We start from the raw sequence: 19,762 nt of genomic DNA, 5'->3' as shown, positions 1-19,762 counted from the left end.
TGTCAGGTTTGTCCCCGTTCCTAGTGCGCGGGGCGTGGCGGGACAACCGCTGACGCGAGGGAAGGCTCAAACCCGCCGAAACAGGCTTCCCCGCCTTCCCGGCGATCCGGCTGTCCGGAAAGCCGGACGCCCGACGGCCGATTTGTGCGGTTTTCCGCCCATGCGGCGCACGGCCGCTGCGCAGCCGCCACGATCGAGGTTGTAAGGCTGCAACGCGACTGATAGTGCGAGCCGTTCTCAATCGACCCTCCCCCAAGGCGATCCCTTTGTCCCTGCGCTCCCTCCTCCTGCTGTCCACCGCCGCCGGCGCCGCCCTGCTGGCCGCGCCCGCCTTCGCCCAGACCGCCCAGACCACCGAACTCGACGAGGTCGTGGTCACGGGCTCCCAGGTCCGGCAGGCCCCCGCCTATGCGGGCGGACAGGTCGCCACCGGCGGCCGGGTCGGCATGTTCGGCTCGCAGGACGTCATGGACACCCCCTTCGCCTCGACCAGCTACACCGAGGCCCTGGCCCGCAACCAGCAGGCCCGCAGCGTCGGCGACATCCTGCAGAACGATCCGGCGGTCCGCGTCTCCAAGGGCTTCGGCAATTTCCAGGAGCTGTACGTCATCCGCGGCTTCCCGGTGTACTCGGACGACATGACCTGGAACGGTCTGTACGGCGTCCTGCCGCGCCAATTCGTGGCGTCGGAACTGGTTGAACGGGTCGAGGTCTTCCACGGCGCGACCGCCTTCCTGAACGGCGCGGCCCCGGGCGGCAGCGGCGTCGGCGGCGCCTTCAACCTGACGCCCAAGCGCGCGGGCGACACCGACCTGAACCGCCTGACCCTGGGCTGGGACGGCGGCGAGGCCCTCTACGCCGCCGGCGACTTCTCGCGCCGCTTCGGCCAGAACAATGAATGGGGCGGCCGCCTGAACATCGCCGCCCGCGACGGTGAAGGCGACATCGACGGCGAGGTGCGCGAACTGCAGGTGTTCGGCCTGGGCGTCGACCATCGCGGCGACCGCGCCCGCTTCTCGGCGGACCTCGGCTGGCAGAACCACCGCATCGAGGCCCCGCGCCCGACCGTGACCCCGAACGGCGCCGTCCCGACCCCGCCGTCGGCCGACACCAACTTCGCCCAGCCCTGGACCTATACCGACGAGGAACAGCTGTTCGGCGTCGCCCGCGGCGAGTTCGACGTGACCGATGACGTCACCGTCTGGGCGGCCTTCGGCGGCCGCAGCGGCAAGGAAGACAACGTCCTGGCCAACCCGAACGCCAATCCGGACGGCAGCCTGACCGCCTATCGCTTCGACAACGTCCGCGAGGACACCGTCTGGTCGGGCGACGTCGGCGTCCGCGCCGACCTGACCACCGGCCCGGTCGGTCACCGCATCGTGGCCTCGGCCTCGCAGGTCCAGCTGAAATCGGCGAACGCCTACGCCTTCTCGAACTTCGCCGGCTTCGCCACCGACCTCTACAACCCGGTCGCCGTGACCGCCCCCACCCCGGACTTCTTCGTCGGCGGCGACCTCGATAACCCGCTGGTGACCGAGCGTTCGCGCACCTCCAGCTTCGCCATCGCGGATCAGCTGTCCTTCCTGGACGGCCGCCTGCTGGCCATCGTCGGCGCGCGCTACCAGGAGATCGAGACCAGCACCTACGACTACAACAGCGGCGCCCGCCTGTCGGGCTACGAGGGCGACGCGATCACCCCGGCCCTGGGTCTGGTCTACAAGCCCACCGGTTCGATCTCGCTCTACGCCAACTACGCCGAGGCCCTGATCCCCGGAAAGACCGCTCCGGCCGTGGTCAACGGCACGCCGGTCTCCAACGCCGGTGAGGTGCTGGACCCGTTCCGCGGTGAGCAGATCGAGGCGGGCGTCAAGTATGACGGCGGCGACTTCGGCGGCTCGGTCAGCCTGTTCCGCATCACCCTGCCCAACGAGTTCTTCGACGGCACGACCTATACGTCGGGCGGCGAGCAGCGGAACCAGGGTCTGGAGCTGGCGGTCTATGGCCAGCCGGTCGAGGGCCTGCGCCTGCTGGGCGGCCTGACCCTCACCGACGCCGAGGTCGTTCGCGCCCTGAACGCCTCGCTGGAAGGCAAGGCCCCGATCGGCGTGCCGGAAGTGCAGGCCAACCTGAACGTCGAATGGGACGTCCCGGCGGTCACCGGCCTGACGCTGGAAGGTCGCGCGGTCTACACCGGCGAGCAGGAGGTCAACGGCCTGAACACCGTGCAGCTAGACAGCTGGACCCGGTTCGACGCCGGCGTGCGCTATGACTTCGAAGCGGGCGGCAAGCCGCTGACGGTCCGCGCGCGGGTCGAGAACCTGGCCGACGAAGATCAGTGGGTCGCGGTCGGCGGCTATCCCGGCGCCAACTATCTGACGCTGGGCGCCCCGCGCACCTTCCGCGTCTCGATCTCGACGGACTTCTGAGCCGGATGAAGCCGGGCACGATCCGGGCCTGGAGCTGGGTGCATAAATGGTCGAGCCTGGTCTCGACCATTTTCCTGCTGATGCTCTGCATCACGGGGCTGCCGCTCGTCTTCACCCACGAGCTGGACCATGTCCTGCTCGGCCATGACGAAGCCGCGGCCGTCGCCCCGGATGCTGAAAAGCTGAACCTCGACCAGGTTCTGGACGTCGCCCTTGCCCGCAAGCCGGGCGAGGTTCCGGCCTTCATGAGCTTCGACGTCGAGCGACCGGTCGTGAACGTCACCAGCATCGATCCGGACGGTCCGGCCGGGAAGTACAGCTTCCAGCCCATCGACCAGTACACCGGCGAGGCCGCGCCGCTGGTGGCCGGTCACCCGGTGATGGAGTTCATCCTCCAGCTCCACACCGACATGTTCCTGGGACTGGCGGGGATGCTTTTCCTCGGCGCCATGGGGCTGTTGCTGGTGGCCGCCCTGGTGTCGGGGGTGGTGCTCTACGCCCCCTTCATGCGCCGCCTGCCGTTCGGCACGGTGCGGGCGAACAAGGCCGCGCGGACCCGCTGGCTCGACTACCACAACCTTCTGGGCGTGGTGACCGTGGCCTGGGTGCTGGTCGTCGGCCTGACGGGGGTGGTCAACACCCTCGCCGTGCCGATCATCGCCTACTGGAAGGACAACGCCCTGAAAGAGCTGACGGCGGCCTATGACGCTCCGGTCAGCCTGACGGAGCGCAGCTCCCTGAACGCCGCCGTCGAGCGGGCGAAACAGGCGCTGCCGGGCATGACCCTGCAGTTCGTCGCCTTCCCCGGCTCGGACTATTCGACCGACAACCACTACGCCGTCTTCTTCCACGGCGACACGCCGCTGACCGAGCATCTGACGACGCCGGCCCTGATCGACGCCCGCACCGGCGAACTGGCGGCGGTGGCCCCCGCGCCCTGGTATGTGAAGACGCTGTCGCTGTCGCAGCCGCTGCATTTCGGCGACTACGGCGGCCTGCCGCTGAAGCTGCTCTGGGCCCTGCTGGACCTGATCACCATCGTCGTGCTGGGCAGCGGCCTGTACCTGTGGTGGGTCAAGCACCGGTCGGCGAAGCGGGGGGCGAAATGAAGAGCCGCCCGCTCGGCCTGACGGCCATCTTCGCTATCCCGCTGGTCGTGGCGACCCTGTCGCTGATCGGTCTGGTCGGCGCCCTGCTGGGCGACGGGATCTGGGACTGGATCGGCTGGCTGGGCCTGGGCGCCTGTGCCGCGGTGACCGGCTGGGCGCTGATCGCGCGGCGGATCCGCTAGACCGACAGCAGCCCCGTCCGTTCGACCTCGACCGGGCCGGTCATGAAGACATGGTCCGACGCCTCGTCCCAGTCGATCATCAGGCGACCGCCGTCGACGTCCACCGTGGCGTGACGACCGGTCACCCCGCGCCGGGCCGAGGCCACCAGGGCCGCGCAGGCGCCTGTGCCGCACGCCTTCGTCAGGCCCGCGCCGCGCTCCCACACCCGCAGGCGGATGTGATCCGGCGTCAGGGCGTGGACGAAACCGACATTGACCCCTTCGGGGAACAGCGGGTGGTGCTCGACCAGCGAGCCCGAACCGCGCACGAAGCCGTCGTCCGGCGTCTCACCGACGAAGAAGACGACGTGCGGATTGCCCATCGAGACCGCGCCCGGCGTGTGCAGAAGCGGGGCGTCGATCGGCCCGACCTGCAGCTCGATCCCGCGGGTGTCCATCTCCTCGGCCAGCGGCACCTGGGTCCAGTCCAGACGCGGCGCGCCCATGTCGACCGTCACCTGACCACCCGCCGCACGGGTCGCCACCGTCGGACCGCCGGCGGTGTCGATCACCACCCGATCCTTGCCGGTCGATTCCATCAGCACCCAGCCGACGCAACGCAGGGCATTGCCGCAGGTCTCGACCATCGTCCCGTCATTGTTCCAGACGCGCATGAAGGCGTCGGCGGTCTCACTGGGCTCGATGCCGATCAGCTGGTCGCAACCTTCGCCGGCCTCGCGATCCGCGATGGCGCGCACCTGCTCCACCGTCGGCGAGAACGGGGTTTCAAGCGCATTGACGACGACGAAGTCGTTGCCGGCGCCGTTCATCTTGAGGAAGGGACGGGTCATTACGCTTCGCATATAGGGCCAGACTGGACCCGAGACGAGAGAACCGCGTTAAGCTGGGCCATGACACGCGCCACCCCTGTTCGGAAAACCGTCGGAAAGACCGTCCGGAAGGACGAACCGCCCGTCCAATTCCCGGACATGCCGCCGCGCGGCGAGGGCCTGCGGCTGCGCGCCCGGATGCGCTACCTCTATCACGGCACATCGCCGCTGGCGGTGAAGTTCCGGCTGGCGGTCATCGCCATCGACTTCGCCATCATCGCCTTCTTCCTGGCCGCGCCGATCCTGCACGAGGCCGGGATCGTCTTCTACGTCATCGACTATGTCGTCGCGCTGATCCTGATCGCCGACCTGACCGGCCGGGCCATCGCCCATACCGACATCAAGGACTGGCTGAAAAAGCCCGCCACCTGGGTCGACCTCTTCGTCCTGGCGACCCTGCTCTTCCCCTACTGGCTGTTCAATCTCGGCTTCCTGCGTCTGCTGAGGCTGTGGACCCTGCTGCATTCCGAGTTCTTCTGGCGCACGATCGGCCACAAGTACGACGACACCCGGGTGGAGGAGGTGACCAAGGCCGTCGCCTCGCTGACGACCTTCATCTTCGTGGTCACGGGCTTCGTCTACACCAGCTTCCGGGGCGAGCATCCGGGCATCACCGGCTATCTGGATGCCCTCTACTTCACCATCGCCACCCTGACGACGACCGGCTTTGGCGATATCACCCTGCCGGGCAACTGGGGGCGGGTGCTGTCGATCTTCGTCATGCTGACGGGCATCACCCTGTTCCTGCGGCTGGCCCAGACCGTTTTCCGCCCCCACAAGGTCAGCCACCCGTGCCCGACCTGCGGCCTGCAGAAACACGATCCCGACGCCGTCCACTGCAAGGCCTGCGGCAAGATCCTGTGCATCCCGGACGAAGGGGCGTGAGGAGAGGGGCGAGGTTCCAGGTTTCTGGTTCCAGGGGAGAGCTTCGCTGTTCGATTCCCCTTGAACCTGCAACCTGCAACCTGGCCCCTTCGTCGCATGACAAATCCGTAAGGTGACGCATCGTCGCCTTGCCGACCCTCCGGTCACGGATAAGGTGCCGCCGACTTTTCCGGGGGAGTACCCATATGTTCCGTTCCGCCGCGCTCGCCGCGCTTCTCGCCTCCACCGCCCTTTCGAGCGCAGCCATGGCCCAGACCGCCCCCGCCTCCGCCAATGCCCCGACTTCCGGCGGCTTCGCGACCTCGGACGCCACCGATCCCTACCTGTGGCTGGAAGAGGTCGAGGGTGAGCGGGCGATGGAGTGGGTGCGCGCCCACAACGCCCATTCGCTCGGCGTCCTGCAGGCCGACCCCCGCTACGCCCAACTGCACGCCCAGGCGCTGGAGATCGTCCAGTCACGCGACCGCATCCCCGGCGTCGGCTTCAACCACGACGGCACGCTGGACAATTTCTGGCAGGACGAAAGCCATGTGCGCGGCATCTGGCGCACCACCACCCTGGACAGCTACCGCACCAGCCAGCCGGTCTGGGAGACCATCCTCGACATCGACGCCCTGTCGGCCGCCGAGGGCAAGAACTGGGTCTACAAGGGCGTGACCTGCCTGCCGCCGGAGGAGACCCGCTGCCTGGTCAGCCTGTCGGACGGCGGCAAGGACGCCGTCACCATCCGCGAGTTCGACCGCACGACCCGCACCTTCGTCGCCGACGGCTTCATCCTGCCGGAATCCAAGGGCGGCGCCTCGTGGATCGACGCCGACACCCTGCTGATCTCGCGCGACTTCGGCGAAGGCACCCTGACGGACTCGGGCTATCCCCGCACCGTCCGCCTGCTGCGGCGCGGCCAGTCGATCGATCAGGCGACGGTCGTCTTCGAAGGCCAGCAAGCCGACGTCTCGGTCAGCGGCTACACCCTGCGTGACGCCGACGGCGTGGTGAAGGCGACCCTGATCAATCGCGGGATCAACTTCTATGAGGGCGAGACCTGGCGCCTGAACGCCGACGGCACGACCACCCAGCTGTCGCTGCCCGCCAAGTCGAACATCAACGCCCTGATCCAGGGCCAGCTGGTCGTCACCACCGATCAGGACTGGACCGCGCCGTCCGGTCAGCAGTTCCACACCGGCGACGTCATCGCCTGGAATTTCGACCAGTGGCTGGCCGACCCGGCGACGCCCGCGCAACTGGTCATCCGTCCGACCGAGCGTGAGGCCATCGAAGGCATCTCGGCCACCCGCAACAAGCTCGTCGTGGCCCTGTACGAGAACGTGCGCGGGTCGGTGTACGTCTATGAGCCGAACGCCTCGGGCGAGTGGGCGCGCACCCGCCTCGACCTGCCGCAGAACGTCACCGTCGGCGTCGGTTCGGCGTCCGAGCAGAACGACCAGGTCTTCGTCAGCGTCTCGGGCTATCTGACGCCGTCCAGCCTCTACCTGGCCGACGCCGCGACCGGCCAGGCCGAGGTCATCAAGTCCCTGCCCGCCAAGTTCGACGCCACCGGCATGGTCGTCGAACAGTTCGAGGCCCGCAGCGCCGACGGGACCATGATCCCCTATTTCGTGGTCCATAAGGCGGACATGCCGCTGGACGGCACGAACCCGACCCTGCTGTACGGCTACGGCGGCTACCAGAACTCCCTGCTGCCCGGCTATTCGGCGACCGTCGGCAAGCTGTGGCTGGAGCGCGGCGGCGTCTATGTGATCGCCAACACGCGTGGCGGCGGCGAGTTCGGTCCGCGCTGGCACCAGGCGGCCCTGCAGCAGAACCGCCAGCGCGCCCACGAGGACTTCCAGGCCGTGGCCCTGGACCTGATCTCGCGCAACATCACCAGCCAGCCGCACCTGGGCGTCATGGGCGGCTCGCAGGGCGGCCTGTTCATGGGCGCCATGCTGACCCAGCGCCCGGACCTGATCAACGGCGCGGTCATCCAGGTGCCCCTGTTCGATATGCTGCGCTTCCACAAGCTGCTGGCCGGCGCCTCGTGGATCGCCGAATACGGAAACCCGGACATTCCGGAGCAGCGCGCCTGGATCGAGGCCTATTCGCCCTACCAGAACCTGCGCGCGGGCCAGCCCTATCCGGAAGTCTTCATCCATACCTCGACCAAGGACGACCGCGTCCACCCGGGTCACGCCCGCAAGGCCGCGGCGCGTCTGGAAGCGCTGGGCTATCCGGTCCTGTTCTACGAGAACGTCGACGGCGGCCACGGCGCGGCGGCCAACCTGCAAGAGACGGCCCGCCGTCTGGCGCTGGAATACACCTATCTGACCCGCCGCCTGATGGACGAGCCGGCGCAGCAGTAGTCGATCGGAGCCCGGATCAATGATGAAATCCCTGATGATGGGCGTGGCCGTGATCGCCCTCGCCGCCCCGGCTTTCGCCCAAAGCCAGACCCCGCCGCACTTCCCCGCCGACCTGACCCCGGCGGGCGTGCGCGCGGCCGACGATCATCTGGCGCTGGAGGAGGTCCACGGGACCGAGGCCATGACCTTCGTCGCCTCGGAGAACGAACGGGCTCTCGCGGCCCTGACCGGCGACCGTCGCTACGAGCCCTTCCGTCAGCAGGCCGAGGCCATCCTGACGGCAACCGACCGCATCCCGGCGCCCAGCTTCCTCGGCGACGGCATCGGCAATTTCTGGCAGGACGCGACCAATCCGAAGGGCGTCTGGCGCCGGACCACGCTGGACAGCTACCGCTCGGCGGATACGCAGTGGGAGACCCTGCTGGATATCGACGCCCTGTCCCGCGCCGAGGGCAAGGACTGGGTGTTCAAGGGCGCGGACTGCCTCGCGCCGGATGACGCCCGCTGCCTGATCAGCCTGTCTGATGGCGGCAAGGACGCGGTGGTCGTGCGCGAGTTCGACACCACGACCCGCCAGTTCGTGGACGGAGGGTTCGCCCTGCCCGAGGGCAAGCACCGGATCGAATGGCTGGATCGCGACACCCTTCTGGTGGCGACCGATTTCGGGCCGGGCACCCTGACCGAGAGCGGCTATCCGTTCATCGTCAAAACCCTGACGCGCGGCCAGACGCTGGCGCAGGCGACCGAGGTCTATCGCGGCGAACAGGCCGACGGCGGCTACGGCGTCAGCCCGGCCGTCTATCGGGACAAGGACGGCGCCGTCGAAGCCGTGCTGATCACCCGCCCGCTGGACACCTTCCGCTCGCAGACCTGGCAGCTGCGGGACGGCGAAGCCTTCCGCCTCGGCCTTCCGGAGCGCGTCAGCGTCCACGGCTTCCAGCACGGCAAGCTGATCTTCTCGCCCGAGCAGGACTGGTCCCACCTCGGCCAGAACTATCGCGGCGGGACGCTGCTCTCGATCTGCGACGGCTGCCTGGCCATCCCGAACAATCCCGACCTGATCGCCGTCACCGACCGGGCCGACGTCATCTTCCAGCCGACGGAGCGCCAGTCGATCAATGACGTGCGCGTGCTGGACGACCGGCTGGTCCTGTCGATCTCGGACAATGTCGTCGGCCGCCTGGCGGTGTTCACCCCGAACGCCGACCGCAGTTGGTCCCGCCGCGACATCGCCACGCCCGACAATGTCGCCGTCAGCCTCGGCAGTTCGTCACGGGCCCGGGGCGAGGTCTTCGTCTCAACCCAGGGCTTCCTGACGCCCTCGACGCTCAGCCTCGCCACGGCGACGGGCGAGACCCTCACCGACCTGCGCGCCGCCACCGCCAAGTTCGACGCCTCGACCCATGTGGTCGAGCAGTTCGAGGCGACCTCGTCGGACGGGGTCAAGATTCCCTACTTCGTCGTCCGCCCGCGCGCCCTCGTGATGGACGGCCACGCCCCGACCATCCTGTTCGGCTACGGCGGCTTCCAGGCCTCCTTCCCGCCCGCCTACAAGCCCGAGATGGGCAAGCTGTGGCTCGAGAACGGCGGCGTCTTCGTCCAGGCCAACATCCGGGGCGGGGGCGAGTTCGGTCCGGCCTGGCACCAGGCGGCGCTGAACGACCACCGCCAGCTGGCCTTCGACGACTTCGCCGCGGTCGCCCGCGATCTGGAGACACGGGGGATCACCAGCCCGCGCCGTCTGGGCATCTACGGCCGATCGAACGGCGGGGTCCTGACCTCGGTGTCGATCACCCAGCATCCGGAGCTGTTCAACGCGGCGGTCATCGAGAGCCCGCTGATCGACATGCTGCGCTACCACGAGCTGCCCGCCGGAGCGTCGTGGATCGGCGAGTACGGCGACCCGCGCATCCCGGAGGAAGCCGCCTGGATCGCCCGCTATTCGGCCTATCAGCAGCTTCGTCCGGACGCGAACTATCCGCGCGTCTACATCACCACCAACACCCGCGACGACCGCGTCCACCCGGGCCACGCCCGCAAGTTCGCGGCCCGTCTGGGCGATATGGGCTACGACCACCTCTATTATGAGGAAACCGCCGGCGGTCACTCGAACGACGCCGACCCGGTCGCCAACGCCCGCCGCTGGGCGCGCCACTACGTCTATCTGTCGCAACAGCTGATGGATTGAGGAGGCTGGGCTCCATTGGCGATGGAGCCCACTGCCCCTCTTCTGCGCTGGAGAAGTGATTAGTGGTTGGTGATTAGTGGTTCGATGCCGCTCGCGCAGGTGCACGCCCTGAGGGCGCCGGCGCCGAAGCCGCCACCCACTAATCACTAACCACTAATCACGAGCTGGGCTCCGCAGCCCGCCGCCTCTAGCGCAACCGAGCCCGCCGCTCAGGCCGGCTCCGGCACCTTGTCCTTCTTCACCTTGGCCGGTTTTTCGGCCTTCGGGGCCTTGGCGGGCTTGTCCGCCTTCTCGGCCTTGCGGGCGGCCTTCTCGGCCTTCTTCAGCTCGCGCGCGGCCTTCTTGGCGGCCTTGGCTTCGGCCTTGGCCTTCAGCGGGGCGGCGTCGGCCTCGCCGGCCAGTTCGCCCAGCAGGTCCAGGAAGACGTCGCGCTTGCCCTTCGGCAGCAGGCTGACGATCCGCTTGTCCGCGGCCTCGACCCGCGGACGGGCGGCTTCCAGCGCGGCCTCGCCCGCGGGCGACAGGCGCACGGCCTTGGCGCGGGCGTCCAGGGTCGATTTCTCGCGATCCAGCAGACCCTTGGTGGTCATGCGCGCGACCAGATCGGCCAGGGTCGACCGGTCGATGCCCGTGGCGCGGACCAGATCGGTCTGGGTCAGGCCCGCCTTGTGGCTGACGGCTTCCAGCACCGCGAACTGGCGCTGGGTCAGGCCGTCCGGACCCGTCTCTTCCGCGTAGATGTCCAGCGCCAGTTGCAGGGCGCGATGGATCAGATGACTGGGCGAGGCCGCAAGGGCGCCGCCACGCTTCGGCTTGTTTCCGGACTTGACCATGAACCGTATCCCCTCGGCTGCTTCGGTAGAGCTAGCAGCCGCATTTTACGGTTTGACGACGGACGATCCGTTCGCACTCAGAGGCCCGTGTCCGGAGAGACCGGTTCGGCGTCTTCCTCGTCCTTGATCAGGTGCTTCATGATGTAGAAGACCTGCCAGATGCCGAAGGCCGCCGAGGCCATCCAGAGCCCGCCGCGGAACGCCACCCAGGTGTCGTCCGTCTGGGTGCGCCAGACGATCTCATTGGCGATCGCCACGGCCGCGAAGTACAGGCCGTAGCGCAGGGTCAGGCCGCGCCAGCCGATGTCCGTGATCCGGATCGCGTCGCCCAGAAGGTATTTGAACGGATATTTGCGCAGCGGCAGCGACCCCAGCAGGACCACCGCCAGAAGGCCGTTCTGGATGGTCAGCTTGATTTTCAGCAGGGTCGGATCATGGAAGACCAGCGTCAGGACGCCGAAGATCAGGGCGAAGCCGCCGGTCAGCAGCGGCAGGGGAGCCAGCCGCTTCTCGGCCACATAGCCGACGATCAGGGCGATGATCGAGGCGCCGACCAGCACCCAGGTCGCCTGCACAAGGGCCTCCTGGCCGTCGAGCCCGCGCGCGAAGCGATTGATCGCATAGGCGGCCATGAAGGCCAGCAGGGCGCCGAAGTCGACCGCCTGCCGGATGGTGGAGCCCCTGCGTTCCGCAGCTTCGGTCATGATCAGTCCTCCAGTCCGACGAGAGACCGGGAAAACGCCCGGGCGTCGAAGGGTTGCAGATCATCGACCCCTTCACCGACGCCGATCAGCTTGATCGGGGCGTCCGAGGCCTGGGCCACGGGCACCAGCACCCCGCCGCGCGCCGTGCCGTCCAGCTTGGTCATCACCACGCCCGACACATAGGCCGTACGGCCGAAGATCTTTTCCTGCTCCAGCGCATTGCGCCCCACGGTGGCGTCGAGCACCAGCAGGGTCTCGTGCGGGGCCTCCGGATCGACCTTCTTCAGCACGCGAACGATCTTCAGCAGTTCGTCCATCAGGGCGGACTTGTTCTGCAGGCGACCGGCGGTGTCGATCAGGACGACATCGAAGCCCTCGGCCTTGGCCCGGGTGTAGGCGTCGAAGGCCAGACCGGCGGCGTCGGCGCCGTCACGGCGGCTCTCGAAGGTCGCCCCGGCGCGCTCGGCCCAGACCTTCAGCTGTTCGCGCGCGGCGGCGCGGAAGGTGTCGCAGGCCACGATCATCACCTTGGCGCCCTGCGCCGTCAGGTCCGAGGCGATCTTGCCCAGGGTCGTGGTCTTGCCCGAGCCGTTGACCCCAACGAACAGGGTGACGAAAGGCTTGTCGCCGCCCAGCGGCTCATAGCGCGCTTCGTGGTTGATCAGTTCGGCGGCCACGGCCTCGGCCAGCGCCTCCTTGACCTCGCGCTCATTGGCCCCGGCGCTGAAGCGCAGTTCGCGGAAGCGTTCGACGATCCGGTCGGTCGCCGCCGGACCCAGATCGCTCTCCAGCAGGTGCTCTTCCAGCTGCTCCAGCGCCTTGTCGCTGAGCGGCTCCTTCACGAAGGTCGCGACGACCTGTTCGGTCATCTGCTTGGACGAGCGGCTCAGGCCTTCGGTCAGGCGCGAGAACCAGCCTTTTTTCGGCGTATCGGTCATGATCCCCGTTTAGCGGTCGGCGTTGCGCAGGTCACGGTCTAACGTAGCCGCAGCCCGACTTTGGCTCTATATGAGCAAAAGACCCTTGAGGACCGCGCCTTGACCCGGATCGAACCGTTCCACGCTCCCCGCAACCAAGGCTTCGTGCGCGTCGCCGCCGCGACCCCCGTCGTGCACACCACCGACCCGACCGCCAACATGCTGGAGCATGTCGCCCTGATCGAGCAGGCGGGCGCCCAGGGCGTGGACCTGATCGTCTTTCCCGAGCTCAGCCTGACCGGCTACGCCATCGACGACCTGCTCATGCAGGACGCCCTGCTGGCCCAGGTCGAAAGCTGTGTCGCTCCCCTGGCCGCCGCCGCGCAGATGGCCGGGGTGATCGCGGTCGCCGGCGCCCCGATCCGTCACGGCGACGCCCTGTACAACTGCGCCCTCGTGCTGGCGGGCGGGCGGGTGCAGGCCGTTGTGCCCAAGACCTTCCTGCCCAACTATCGCGAATATTACGAGAAGCGCTGGTTCGCCTCCGGCGCGGGCGTCAACGGCTCGGTGCGGATCGGCGGCGACTGGGCGCTCCTGACGACCGATCTGGTGTTCGAGGTCGAGGACCGGCCCGGCTTCACCTTCGCCGTCGAGATCTGCGAGGACTACTGGGCGCCCCTGCCCCCCTCGACCCGCGCCGCGCTGGCCGGGGCCCGCATCCTGCTGAACCTGTCGGCCTCCAACATCGTCATCGGCAAGGCCGACGAGCGCGACCTGCTTTCGGCCAGCCATTCGGCGCGCACTGCTTCGGCCTATGTGTTCACCGCTTCGGGCTGGGGCGAAAGCACCACCGATCTGGCGTGGGACGGGCAGGCGACCATCCACGAACTCGGCGCCCGGCTGGCGCAGGGCTCGCGCTTCTCGACCGAGGCCCACCTGACCGTCGCCGACATCGACGTCGAGCGGATCGGTCTGGAGCGGCTGCGCACCGGCACCTTCGCCGACTGCGCCCGGCTGGAGCGGGATCGAACGCCCGAGGAAGGCCGAAGCCGCCGCATCAACATCGAGGCTGACGCCGCGCCGAACGGGCCGCAGGTCGGCCCCCTGCTGCGCCCGCTGGATCGCTTCCCCTTCGTGCCCGACGATCCCGCCCGGCTGGATCAGGACTGCTACGAGGCCTTCAACATCCAGGTCCAGGGCCTGATGCGCCGCCTGAAGGCGACCGGCTCGAAGACCCTGATCATCGGCGTCTCCGGCGGGCTGGACTCGACCCAGGCCCTGCTGGTCGCCTGTCGCGCCTTCGACCGCCTCGGCCTGCCGCGCACCGGCATCCTCGCCTACACAATGCCCGGCTTCGCGACGTCGGTGGGCACGAAGTCGAACGCCTGGGCGCTGATGAAGGCGCTGGGCGTCACCGGCGACGAGATCGACATCCGCCCGGCCGCCGAGCGGATGCTCGCCGACATCAAGCACCCCTATGCGAACGGCGAGCCGGTCCACGACATCACCTTCGAGAATGTGCAGGCGGGCCTGCGCACCGACTATCTGTTCCGGTTGGCCAACCAGAACGGCGGCCTCGTGCTGGGCACCGGCGATCTGTCGGAACTGGCGCTGGGCTGGGCCACCTACGGCGTCGGCGACCATATGAGCCACTACAACGTCAACGGCGGCGTGGCGAAGACGCTGATCCGGCATCTGATCCGCTGGGTCGCGGCCAGGGAACATGACGGCGAAACGGTTCGCGTCCTGCACGCCATTCTGGACACCGAGATCTCGCCCGAGCTGGTCCCGGCCAGGGACGGCAAGATCCAGTCGACCGAGGCCACCGTCGGCCCCTACGCCCTGAACGACTTCTTCCTGTTCTACATCACCCGGTTCGGCCTGAGCCCGTCCAAGGTGGCCTTCCTCGCCCACAACGCCTGGAAAGACGCCGCCACCGGCCACTGGCCCGAGGGCACGCCGGAGGATGAGAAGGTCGAATACGACCTGCCGACCATCAAGGGATGGCTGCGCAAATTCCTCTACCGCTTCTTCCAGACCAGCCAGTTCAAGCGCTCGGCCGTGCCGAACGGGCCGAAGGTCGTCACCGGCGGTTCTCTGAGCCCCCGCGGCGACTGGCGCGCGCCGTCCGATACGACGGCCAAGGTCTGGATCGATGAGCTGGAGACGAATGTCCCTGGGTAGGGACCAGGTTCCAGGGGCTGGGTTCCAGGGAAGGATGCAGCGCAGCCCCCCAACACCTGACCCCTGAACCCCAGAACCTCGCCCTAGGGCACTTCGTTCAGGAACGGGAAGATCGCGGCCTTCGCCTCCGGCTCGTCCAGCATCGGCGCGTGGCCGACGCCGGGGACCTCGACGAAGTCCATCTTGGGCGCGCGCTTGCGCATCTTGGTGGCGATGGCCTCGCTGAGCAGGTCCGAGTTCTGGCCCCGGATCAGCAGGACCTGACGCCCACGCGTCAGACGCCCGAACATCGGCCACAGGTTCGGAACCAGCGCCTTGGCGCCCGCCGCCTTGATCGGCACCGAGATGTCCGGATCGTAGTTCAGCACCGGCGCCCCTTCCGTCCCTTCGCGGAAGATACGCTGGGCGAAGGCGGCCCAGTCCGCGTCCTTGTAATGCGGGAAGGCGACCTCATTGATCCGCTTCGCATAGGCGGCGGCGTCGGCCCAGGTCGGGGTGTCCACCGGCTGGCCGGAATAGGCGGCGATGCGGGCCAGCCCCTCCTTCGCCACCTCGGGGCCGACGTCGTTGATGATCGCCGCGGCGATGACCTTCGACCGGATCGCGGCCAGCGCCATGGTGATCAGCCCGCCCATCGAGGTGCCGACGAAGACCGCGCGCTCGATCCCCGTCTGCTGCAGCAGGGCCAGCACGTCCTGGGCATAGGTCGCCGGTTGATAGGTCATCGGGTCCTGGGCAACGTCCGACAGGCCCCGACCGCGCACATCGATCGCCAGCACCCGGCGGCCGCTCTGGGCGATCAGCGGGGCGATGACCTCGAAATCCTTCGAATTCCGGGTCAGGCCGTGGATGCAGATGACCGGCAGCTTCGCCGGTCCGCTCGCGGGGGCATAGTCCCGGGCGTAAAGGCTGAGACCATCCGCGCTGGTCCAGCGGCGATCAACGAAGGACTGACTCATACGGTCTCCCGGAGAGGCTGAGGGCCGATCGTAATTCATCGGGGCGGGAAAACCCACCAGTCGAACCCTGACGAAAACGGATCAGTGGCCGAGAAGCTCGCGGACGAAGTCATCCAGATTGCCGCCGTCGAAGCGGAAGCCGGGAATTCCCGCCCGCCTGGCGGCCTCCATGTCGGTCGGTTGGTCACCGATCATGAAGCTCTTGGCCGGGTCGATGTGATGCTCGGCAATGGCCCTCAGGATCATGCCGGGATTGGGCTTCCGGTCCGGATGATCCGGATGGATGTAGGCCTCGACCCGCCCTTCCGAGTGGTAGGGACAGGCATAGACCGCGCCGATCCGCCCGCCGGCCAGGGCCAGCTTTCGCACGATCAGGTCGTTGAAGGCGTGCATCTGCTGTTCGGTGAACAGGCCCCGCGCGACGCCGGACTGGTTGGTCACGATCACGCACAGATAGCCCAGCCGGTTCAGCCGCCGCACCGCCTCTGCCGCGCCCGGCATGATGCGCAGGTGCGATTCGAGATGGGGATAGCCCGTGTCCTCGATCAGAACGCCGTCGCGGTCGAGGAACACGGCGGGGTGGCCGGTCGACATGGGGGTCGGGATAAGGCGCCCCGGCGGTTCGTTGCAATCCCTCACCCGAAGTGACCCGCCGCGATTTGGCGATAACCGGGCTGATTTGTTAGGGAGCGGCCAACCTGACCGGCGCGTTCAATCCGCGCCGCCCCGCCCGCGCGCCCGCGACCGGAGATCAAGCATGAGCATTCCCTTCATCGACCTGCAGGCCCAGCGCCTGCGTCTGGCCGGCAAGATCGAGGCCGCCGTTCAGGAAGCCGTTGTCGGCGGCGCCTGGGTCATGGGCCCGCAGGTCCGCCAGTTCGAGGCCGATCTCGCCGCCTTCGGTCAGGCGAAGCATGCGCTGGGCTGCGCCAACGGCACCGACGCCCTGGTCCTGCCGCTGATGGCCTGGGGCGTGGGCGCCGGCGACGCGGTCTTCTGCCCCAGCTTCACCTTCACCGCGACCGCCGAGATCGTGCCCTGGACCAATGCCGAGCCGGTCTTCGTCGATGTCGATCCGGTCACCTACAACATTGACCCGGTGAAGCTGGAAGCCGCCATCGAGGCGATCAAGGCCGAGGGCCGCCTCACCCCGCGCGTGGTCATCGCCGTCGACCTGTTCGGCCAGCCCGCCGACTATCCGGCCATCCGCGCCATCTGCGACAGGCACGGCCTGAAGCTGATCTCGGACTCGGCCCAGGGCTTCGGCTGCACGATCAACGGCGACCATCCGATCAAATGGGCCGACGTCACCACCACCAGCTTCTTCCCGGCCAAGCCGCTGGGCTGCTACGGCGACGGCGGCGCGGTACTCACCAATGACGACGACCTGGCGCAGGAGATGGATTCCTATCGCGTTCACGGCAAGGTCGTCGCCAAGGACCTCAAGGGCGGCGCCGACGCCTTCGGCCACGACCCCAAATACCTCGCCATGCGCATCGGCATGAACAGCCGTCTGGACACCATCCAGGCCGCTGTCCTGATCGAGAAGCTCAAGGTCTTCGGCGAGGAGATCGGGTGGCGCAACCGCATCGCCGCCCGCTACAACGAAGGCCTGCGCCCCCATGTCGGCGCCGTGCCGGACGTGCCCGCCGGGAACATCTCCAACTGGGCCCAGTACACGATCGAGCATGACGACCGCGACGGCCTGATCGCCCACCTGAAGGAACAGGGCGTGCCCACCGCCGTCTACTATCCGGTGCCGATGCACCTGCAGCCGGCCTACAACCGCTTCCCGCAGGGCGCGGGCGGCCTGCCGGTCACCGAACGGCTGAAGGACCGCGTCCTCAGCCTGCCGATGCATTCGGATCTGGACGAAGCGACCCAGGACCGCATCATCGCCGCCGTCGCATCGTTCAAGGGCTGATCCGCATGACCGTTCAACAGACCCCGCTCAAGGTCGGCGTGGCCGGCGTCGGCGTCATGGGCCGCAACCACGCCCGCGTCCTGTCGGACATCCGCGACTTCAACCTGTCAGCGGTGTTCGACCCCGACGCCGCCACCGCCGATGGCGTGGCCGGCCTGTACGACGCCGCCGCCTTCACGACCGCCGAGGACTTCGTCGCCGCCGGTCTGGACGCCGCCGTGGTCGCGACGCCGAACCGCTATCACGCCGACCTGTCGGTGGCCCTGCTCGAAAAGGGCGTCCACGTCCTGGTCGAAAAGCCCATCGCCGCCACCGTCGCCGACGCCCAGCGCATGATCGACGCCGCCAAGGCCAACGGCCGGGTGCTGATGGTCGGCCAGGTCGAACGCTTCAACCCGGCGGTGGACGCCGTGAAGCGCGCCATCGCGGGCGAAGAGGTGATCTCCATCCAGATCACCCGTGTCGGCCCCTTCCCGCCGCGCATGGGCGAGGTCGGCGTGGTCATCGATCTGGCGGTGCACGACATCGACATCATCCGGCACCTGACCGACAGCGAGATCACCGAGGTCCAGCCGCAGCTGGCCACGACCCACGGCCAGCGTGAGGACACCGCCCTGCTCCAGTTCCGGCTGGAGAACGGGGCGATCGCCCACATCACCACCAACTGGGTCACGCCGTACAAGACCCGCACCCTGCAGGTGGCCACCAAGGGCAAGTTCGTGGTCGCCGACCTGATGACGCGTCAGGTCACCGAGTATTTCGGCCAGCAGCCGGACGGCAGCTATTCGACCCGCGGCGTGATGAGCTGGCCCAACGAGCCGCTCAAGAAGGAGCTCGAGGCCTTCGCCCACGCCATCCGCACCGGCGAGACTCCCGCAGTCACCGGCGAGGACGGCCTGCGCAACCTCGAGGTCGCGCTGCGGTGCCTGGGCGAGGGCTGACCTAGGCCCCGCCCACCATCTGCATGCCCAGCCATTCGGCGATCAGGGCGGGCTTTTCGCCGCCTTCGATCTCGACGGTCAGTTCGTGCTTGATGAGCCAGCGGCCGCCGCCCTTGTCCTCGGCGGACAGCAGCTTGAAGCGGCCCCGGATCTTCGAACCGGCGGGCACAGGGGCGAGGAAGCGCAGCTTGTCGAAGCCGTAGTTGACGCCCATCACCACCCCATCCAGCGGCGGCACGCAGTCATAGGACATGGCCGAGGCGAGGCTGAGGGTCAGGAAGCCGTGGGCGATGGTGCCGCCGAACGGCGTCTGCTTCGCCAGCTCGGGGTTCACATGGATGAACTGCCAGTCCTCGGTGGTGTCGGCGAAGGCGTCGATCTTCGCCTGATCGACCAAGAACCAGCGCGAGACGCCGATCTCGGTGCCGATGAGCGACTGCAGGTCTGACGGCTTGGGCATGGTTTCCTCCGGTTTTGAGGCCACGCTAACCGGGCGGGTCCATTATCGAAACCCCTGTCTGGAGAGGAAACGCCGTCGGGGGACCCTGTCAGGGAGAAAATGCCGAAACCCTGTCTTCCCGATACTCCTGACACATTCGCGATGTGCTTTCCGTGGGAGCTGGGGCGCAGCGCGGATGGCGAGATTGTTTGATTGTCAAAGACCCGAGTGATCGCAGTCTAATCGAGCGCTGCGTCAAATTTGGTCGTGGGGTCTGTCGGACCTGCGCATCTCCCTTCCCCCTCGACGGGGGAAGGGTCGGGGATGGGGGTGCAGACCGGTTTCTGAGGGGTGGACGCGTTCAGAGAGGTCGACCGCGCCTTCCGAGGTCGCTCTCAAGCAACCTGCACGCACCCCCAACCCAACCCTCCCCCGTCGAGGGGGAGGGCTTTAAAGGCGCCCTCATCAGCCTTGCGCGGGATGGCAGGGTCCGATGACAGGATTTGGCAGGATTGGAAGGTGTCGGGAGTGGTGGTCGCCTACTTCCCGACGAACCGCCCCTCGATGATCTCGGCGAACAGAGAGGGGTCGACGTTGCCGCCCGACAGCACCACCGCCGTCGTCCGGTCCTTCGCCTCGACCTTTCCGGCCAGCAGGGCCGCCAGCGAGACGGCGCCGCCGGGCTCCACCACCAGCTTCAGGGCGCGGAAGGCGTAGCGGACGGCCTCGGCCACCTCGGCGTCAGACACCGTCTCGACGCGCGACAGGCGACGATTGATCGGGAAGGTCAGCTCGCCCGGCCGGTCGGTCATCAGGGCGTCGCAGATGGTGCCGTGGGCCGG

General features: G+C 68.0%; 17 protein-coding genes. 9 read left to right on the top strand and 8 right to left on the bottom strand.

The window, feature by feature from the left end; all coding sequences use genetic code 11:
• Window positions 1–266: 266 nt before the first annotated feature.
• The 3 genes from VGE03_RS15505 to VGE03_RS15495 are packed head-to-tail and all read left to right on the top strand — an operon-like array spanning window position 267 to window position 3,717.
• Window positions 267–2,426 (top strand): TonB-dependent receptor, encoded by a 2,160-nt coding sequence (locus VGE03_RS15505; protein WP_331047376.1) that lies wholly within the window; start codon window positions 267–269, stop codon window positions 2,424–2,426.
• Window positions 2,336–3,535: a PepSY domain-containing protein gene (locus tag VGE03_RS15500; RefSeq protein ID WP_331047375.1), complete on the top strand. Its 1,200-nt coding sequence runs from the start codon at window positions 2,336–2,338 to the stop codon at window positions 3,533–3,535. Before VGE03_RS15505 ends, VGE03_RS15500 begins: the two co-directional genes overlap by 91 nt.
• On the top strand, window positions 3,532–3,717 hold the full coding sequence (locus VGE03_RS15495; RefSeq protein ID WP_331047374.1) for a hypothetical protein: 186 nt from the start codon (window positions 3,532–3,534) through the stop codon (window positions 3,715–3,717). The genes VGE03_RS15500 and VGE03_RS15495 overlap by 4 nt, the downstream gene beginning before the upstream one ends.
• Here the strand turns inward: VGE03_RS15495 and dapF are convergent.
• On the bottom strand, window positions 3,714–4,547 hold the full coding sequence (gene dapF, locus VGE03_RS15490) for a diaminopimelate epimerase (RefSeq protein WP_331047373.1): 834 nt from the start codon (window positions 4,545–4,547) through the stop codon (window positions 3,714–3,716). The two genes, VGE03_RS15495 and dapF, sit on opposite strands and share 4 nt — an antisense overlap.
• Before the next feature lie 138 nt (window positions 4,548–4,685).
• On the opposite strand from dapF, the gene VGE03_RS15485 reads away from it, so the two are divergent.
• The 3 genes from VGE03_RS15485 to VGE03_RS15475 all read left to right on the top strand — a co-directional run bounded on the left by VGE03_RS15485 (window position 4,686) and on the right by VGE03_RS15475 (window position 10,019).
• Window positions 4,686–5,471, top strand: coding sequence for a potassium channel family protein (locus VGE03_RS15485; protein WP_331047454.1), 786 nt, complete (start codon window positions 4,686–4,688; stop codon window positions 5,469–5,471).
• A 185-nt stretch (window positions 5,472–5,656) separates the two neighbouring features.
• On the top strand, window positions 5,657–7,831 hold the full coding sequence (locus VGE03_RS15480) for a prolyl oligopeptidase family serine peptidase (protein ID WP_331047372.1): 2,175 nt from the start codon (window positions 5,657–5,659) through the stop codon (window positions 7,829–7,831).
• A gap of 19 nt (window positions 7,832–7,850) precedes the next feature.
• Complete coding sequence (locus VGE03_RS15475) at window positions 7,851–10,019, top strand: prolyl oligopeptidase family serine peptidase (protein ID WP_331047371.1); 2,169 nt, start codon at window positions 7,851–7,853, stop codon at window positions 10,017–10,019.
• 209 nt (window positions 10,020–10,228) lie between these two features.
• Here VGE03_RS15475 and VGE03_RS15470 read toward each other — a convergent pair whose 3' ends face one another.
• The 3 genes from VGE03_RS15470 to ftsY form a co-directional block, all read right to left on the bottom strand.
• Complete coding sequence (locus VGE03_RS15470; protein WP_331047370.1) at window positions 10,229–10,852, bottom strand: MarR family winged helix-turn-helix transcriptional regulator; 624 nt, start codon at window positions 10,850–10,852, stop codon at window positions 10,229–10,231.
• 77 nt (window positions 10,853–10,929) lie between these two features.
• The gene (locus VGE03_RS15465) at window positions 10,930–11,556 is read right to left on the bottom strand and encodes an inner membrane-spanning protein YciB (RefSeq protein ID WP_331047369.1); all 627 of its coding nucleotides are present in this window, start codon (window positions 11,554–11,556) and stop codon (window positions 10,930–10,932) included.
• Window positions 11,557–11,558: 2 nt separating this feature from the next.
• Window positions 11,559–12,494 carry a signal recognition particle-docking protein FtsY gene (gene ftsY / locus VGE03_RS15460; RefSeq protein ID WP_331047368.1) on the bottom strand — a complete coding sequence of 312 codons (936 nt, stop codon included), beginning with the start codon at window positions 12,492–12,494 and terminating at the stop codon, window positions 11,559–11,561.
• A gap of 99 nt (window positions 12,495–12,593) precedes the next feature.
• On the opposite strand from ftsY, the gene VGE03_RS15455 reads away from it, so the two are divergent.
• On the top strand, window positions 12,594–14,657 hold the full coding sequence (locus tag VGE03_RS15455) for an NAD(+) synthase (RefSeq protein WP_331047367.1): 2,064 nt from the start codon (window positions 12,594–12,596) through the stop codon (window positions 14,655–14,657).
• 83 nt (window positions 14,658–14,740) lie between these two features.
• Here VGE03_RS15455 and VGE03_RS15450 read toward each other — a convergent pair whose 3' ends face one another.
• Both VGE03_RS15450 and VGE03_RS15445 read right to left on the bottom strand, forming a co-directional pair.
• Entirely contained in the window at window positions 14,741–15,616 is an 876-nt protein-coding gene (locus tag VGE03_RS15450; protein WP_331047366.1) for an alpha/beta hydrolase, read from the bottom strand.
• A gap of 81 nt (window positions 15,617–15,697) precedes the next feature.
• Window positions 15,698–16,210 (bottom strand): HAD family hydrolase, encoded by a 513-nt coding sequence (locus tag VGE03_RS15445; protein ID WP_331047365.1) that lies wholly within the window; start codon window positions 16,208–16,210, stop codon window positions 15,698–15,700.
• A gap of 163 nt (window positions 16,211–16,373) precedes the next feature.
• Between VGE03_RS15445 and VGE03_RS15440 the strand changes: the two genes are divergently transcribed.
• Window positions 16,374–17,540: a DegT/DnrJ/EryC1/StrS aminotransferase family protein gene (locus tag VGE03_RS15440; protein WP_331047364.1), complete on the top strand. Its 1,167-nt coding sequence runs from the start codon at window positions 16,374–16,376 to the stop codon at window positions 17,538–17,540.
• 5 nt (window positions 17,541–17,545) lie between these two features.
• Window positions 17,546–18,481 (top strand): Gfo/Idh/MocA family oxidoreductase, encoded by a 936-nt coding sequence (locus tag VGE03_RS15435; protein ID WP_331047363.1) that lies wholly within the window; start codon window positions 17,546–17,548, stop codon window positions 18,479–18,481.
• Window position 18,482: 1 nt separating this feature from the next.
• Here the strand turns inward: VGE03_RS15435 and VGE03_RS15430 are convergent, their stop codons facing one another.
• Together VGE03_RS15430 and VGE03_RS15425 are read right to left on the bottom strand one after the other, a co-directional pair.
• A complete protein-coding gene (locus VGE03_RS15430; protein WP_331047362.1) occupies window positions 18,483–18,941 on the bottom strand; it encodes a MaoC family dehydratase in 459 nt (152 codons plus the stop codon).
• Window positions 18,942–19,459: 518 nt separating this feature from the next.
• Window positions 19,460–19,762: pyridoxal-phosphate dependent enzyme (locus VGE03_RS15425; protein WP_331047361.1), on the bottom strand; the 303-nt coding region annotated here is incomplete at its 5' end.

The sequence above is a fragment of the Brevundimonas sp. genome (assembly GCF_036400995.1).
Classification (GTDB): Bacteria; Pseudomonadota; Alphaproteobacteria; order Caulobacterales; family Caulobacteraceae; genus Brevundimonas.
Note: the sequence above shows the minus strand (reverse complement) of the source record. Positions and strands in the feature narration are given on the sequence as shown.